This window comes from Mesorhizobium sp. M7A.F.Ca.CA.004.06.1.1 (assembly GCF_003999135.1).
Taxonomy (GTDB): Bacteria; Pseudomonadota; Alphaproteobacteria; order Rhizobiales; family Rhizobiaceae; genus Mesorhizobium.
On the sequence record NZ_RZPQ01000533.1, the window covers coordinates 1 to 4,152 of the forward strand.

A 4,152-nucleotide genomic window follows, 5' to 3' on the forward strand; every position below is an offset into this window, starting at 1 on the left:
AGCCAAAGAGCGCCGAAAACACGCTGTCACCGCTCTTGCGCCAGTCCGCTTCCGCCCTGTTTGCCCTGCCGTTGGCCATACGGTAGCCAAGAGCCTCGCCGATGGCAGAAAGGCCCTGCCCGACCGTCTTCGGTGCCGCCGGACCGCGAAGGGCGTCCGCGATGGCGCGAAGTCGCGCGAGTTCTTCAGGCGTCTGGACGCCAGTATCTCCGCCGAAGATGAAAGCCGGCTGTGCGGTCATGCGAATGCCCTCCCGTAGTCGACGGCATCGAAGCCGTTGACCGTCGTCACCGCATAAGGCCGATAGGCGCGCACCTCGTCGGCCATGACGCCGACCTGTTCACCGCCGCCCCAGAGATATTCGAACACGTACTTCGTCAGGCCGTTGGCAAAGGTGCCGATTGCGCGGATGTTCTTCTTCAGGCGGCGGTCCGAAAACTTGATCAGGTTCGCGCCCAATCCGAACAGACCGCCCATCAAATCGCTGCTACTGCTGGCGTCCTGCTGCCACTTCTGGAGCTGCTGATTGTAGTTGGTGTTGATCAGCCCCGCCGTGTCGGTCGTCGGGATGGTCGGCATGTTCGCGTTGACGAAGTTCGGCTGGCTGACCTGTGAGCCCGAGAGCAGCGCCGTCAGGTTGTTGATCGGGGCCGAATTCTGGGCCAAGGCCTCCTGCACCGCCTGCCCGCGACCGGACAGCAGCAACGAATTGTAGGCGTCGTTTTCTCCCTGGTCCTGGATGTTCTGCGCCTGGGCGTAGTTATCCGAACCGGGACGGATGCCGCGATTGATCAAGTCGGCTTCGTTCGCCTGTCGGCGAGCATCGAGCGCCGGCTGAAGGCGCTTCATGCCGAGATCCATCAACCGGCCTTCGGTTGCGTCGTTGGACAGGTCGACCGGCTTGGCGAGCCAATCCTTCAGAAACGACGATTGGCCGGCCGCCAGTTCGCCCAGGTTCAGCTTTGCCTGGTCGGTCTGGTCTTTAATCGCCTGACCGGTTCCCGACAACGTTTGCGTGGCCGTGTAGGTCGGGATGTCATAGGACTTGCCCGTGTAGGGATCATTCCATTTGTACGTTCCCGTCTGGGAATAGTTCAGCGAGCCATCGGGCGTCACCTGATTGACGTTGCCGAGGTTGGCATTCGCAATCGCGGTGCCGACGTTCGTTGCGGTCGACGCTGCTGATGTCTCTTTCGGGTCGGGCGGCGCGGGAGCGTCTGGGGCACACATGGTCAGGGTCTCCTAGAGAAAATAGGTCATGGCGATTGCCGACCGCTTGAAGCCCACGCGCTCGCACATCTTTGCAACGCGTAGATCGGTGGCGATGGTGACGTGCGCCCTGACGCAGCCGCGCGCTTTCAGTTCAGTCAGAATATGCTTGGTGAAGCGGCGGCCGATGCCGTTGCGATGGTCCGGCCGCATGTAAATCGTGTCTTCTTGGGCGATCATCTCGGAATTGTGCATGTCCTGGGTGATCCAGATGAAGGCGTACCCCACGGCCTCGCCATCGCCGGTCCTGACCAGAAAGCAGAGCAGATGCCCGGCGGCGCCGTAGACGTTCAGGCGCGGCTTGAATTCGCCGATCGTCATCCCTTCGCCAGCCATCCGAGCTTGCATCTCGCCATAGTGAGTCCGGCACATGGGTTCCAGCTCGGGCCATGCGGCGTTGAAATTCTCGATACTGATGGCGTAGTCAGACAACGACGCCTCCCGTTTCAAAAGTGACATCGAGCTGAACGAATTCGGTGACTGGGCGCTGGTTCAGAAATCCGGTGATTTGCAGTTGCGGCTGCATGACATATCCGGTCTTGCCGATCGAAATCCATTGCCCGCCGCCTACCGATGCAACAGGCTGCGCCTGGTCCCACTTCGCGACATCCCACTGGCCCGAATCCCACAGGTCCGCCGTGCCGCCATCCGCCGCCGGAGGGGCTGGCGGCAGACTGACGGAATAGTTGACCGAGAAAGAGATTTTCGGGCTGTAGGGCGTGGCGCTGAGAAAGGTCGGGCGCGCCTGGTGAACGGTCTTCAAGCCGCCCAGAGACTTCATGTGATCCGGGTTGCCGACATAGGTATAGTAAATCGGCAAGCCGTTATCATTGCCCGCAATCTCGGCCTCGAAAACCGTGCCGTCATTGGTACCGAAATAGAGGCGGCTGTCATGCAGTTCGATGCAGCGCGTGGCCCATCCGACGAACTTACACCAAGCCCCGGTTTCGAGATTGACGACGAACGACCATGCTTCCTGTCCGGCCGCCGTCACCGGCAACGCGACAATCGCATAGTTCATGTCCGGCCACTTGATGATCTCCCACGGCAGGGAAAGCCGGCGAGCAGCCTCACGCTTCCAATCCGGTTCGATATTGCGGGAGATAGCCGCAAGCGACAGCGCCGCCGCGTCTTTGTTGATGGCGGCTGAGATCGGCACCAGGCCTTCTTTGGTGGCCACGATCAGATCGCCGCCGGCTCGCATCGTACCACGCTTGCCCATCGGGTCCGTCAGATCGTAGCGGCCGACCAAGTTCCATTCCGCCGCAGTCGCACCAGCGGGGTTTGATCCTTCAAAGATTGCTGCCTCGCCTTCCGTGGTGACGAACACGCATTTGTCGTCGATGCCGTCGCCGGCATCGAGGGACCACGTAGCGCCGAACAGCAGCGAGCCGCCGCGCTGGAAGATGCCCGACAGGTTCAGCGAGCCCAGGGCGCCCGTCACGCTGTCCACCCCGAGATAGCGCGCGCGCATCGTGCCGCCTTCAATGAAGAACAGCCGATTGCGATAAAGCCAGACATGCGACAGGACAGAGGTCGCCACACCGGTAATCGCGGCGGAGATCTGCACCACGCCGCCCGGAATGTCAGCCTTCGCGGAGCCGGCAATCGAGCCGGTGACGGTCTCGTTGTCCTGAAACGTTCCGGTGATGCTCTGAATGTAGAGCGAACCCGTAGTGCCGTTGTCGATCGACTTGACGACAGTCGCGGTCGCGCCGCTGGTGCCGCCCGTGATCGTCTGGCCAGTCACATAGTTGACCGTCTGGGTATCGAAGTTCAGCCGATAGGTGGCCAAGCCATTGACGGCCGACCAATCGAAGGTGGTGCTGTAGAGCTGAAGGAAGTCCGTTCCGTTGACCGCCACCACGAACGAGCCGCCAGACGTGGTGAAATTCACATAGGAATAGTAGCCGGAAGTCTGGCCCGAAACGGACGCGGCCGGCGGCACAGTCGGCGAGGCCGGCGCTGTGACATCACGGATGGTGGTCGCATCGCAAGCCCAAATCTTCTTCGTGCCGCCAGCATTGTACGTGATGAAGCTTTCAACCGGGACGGAGCCGATCGTGGCACGCTTTACCGAGCCGCCGCGCATGCTGATGCCGGTAGAGGTCGGAAGGAAGTTTTCGAGGGTCTGGGCCGAAAACGGCTTGGATTTCACAAGGCTCTGATTGGTCACCCAGCCGGCGACAGGCGCGCCGAAAGTGTACGGCTGGGCCTTAGCCGCAGCCGGGACCGGAACAGCCTTGCGGCGGCCGGGGAAACGCTCGCCAAGCCTCACGGGGCACCTGTGACAGTCCCAGGCCACGCGACATTGCGACCGCGCCAGCTAAGGGGCGGCTGGCCCGACACGACCGGCTTTGAACCTGGATCTTTGTCGATCATGCGAAGCTTCAGCGTTTCAAAGTCGTCCTGGGCTTGCTGATAGGCAAGGCCCTTATTCTGCTTCCACCGGTAGATGATGGCGAGCTTCAGCAGCCGCTCGGAGAGCCTGAACGTGTCGGCATCTTCCGTGAAAGCCGGCTTCAGGGAATTGTTGCTCGCCTTCACAATCTCGTTTGAGACATAAAAGAACTTCACCGTCTCGGTGCTGGCCATGACCGGCCATTGGTGAAACTGGTCACCGAAAATAATCCAGTAGCCGTTCACCGTGGCGATCGGCGTCACCTGAAGCTCAATCCACTGATCCGGGCTGGTCAGATGGTTCGTTGCCCACAACCACCGGGACGACCAGAGCGAAGACGTTTGCTGCATTCGCTCATAGTCGTCCGGGAGGTCAAAATCGGCCGTGGTGCCGTCACCGATGAAGGTCTTCAGGACCAGCAGTTTTTGCCAGTCGTAGGCGTCGACGATTTCCGACGCCATCACGTTGGCAAGTTCCTGCAT

General features: G+C 61.0%; 4 protein-coding genes and 1 pseudogene. All 5 read right to left on the bottom strand.

Features of this window, described 5'->3' with window-relative positions:
• Window positions 1-241, bottom strand: a pseudogene (locus tag EN906_RS25120) (flagellar biosynthesis protein FlgJ); the annotation flags it as partial.
• Entirely contained in the window at window positions 238-1,230 is a 993-nt protein-coding gene (locus tag EN906_RS25125; protein WP_013531595.1) for a tail fiber domain-containing protein, read from the bottom strand. The gene EN906_RS25125 and the pseudogene EN906_RS25120, both read right to left, overlap by 4 nt.
• A gap of 12 nt (window positions 1,231-1,242) precedes the next feature.
• Window positions 1,243-1,728 (bottom strand): GNAT family N-acetyltransferase, encoded by a 486-nt coding sequence (locus EN906_RS25130; protein WP_164748982.1) that lies wholly within the window; start codon window positions 1,726-1,728, stop codon window positions 1,243-1,245.
• On the bottom strand, window positions 1,694-3,547 hold the full coding sequence (locus tag EN906_RS25135; protein WP_127272554.1) for a hypothetical protein: 1,854 nt from the start codon (window positions 3,545-3,547) through the stop codon (window positions 1,694-1,696). The genes EN906_RS25130 and EN906_RS25135 overlap by 35 nt, the downstream gene beginning before the upstream one ends.
• The coding region (locus EN906_RS25140) for a hypothetical protein (protein ID WP_164777342.1) at window positions 3,544-4,152 on the bottom strand (609 nt) is incomplete at its 5' end. The genes EN906_RS25140 and EN906_RS25135, both read right to left, overlap by 4 nt.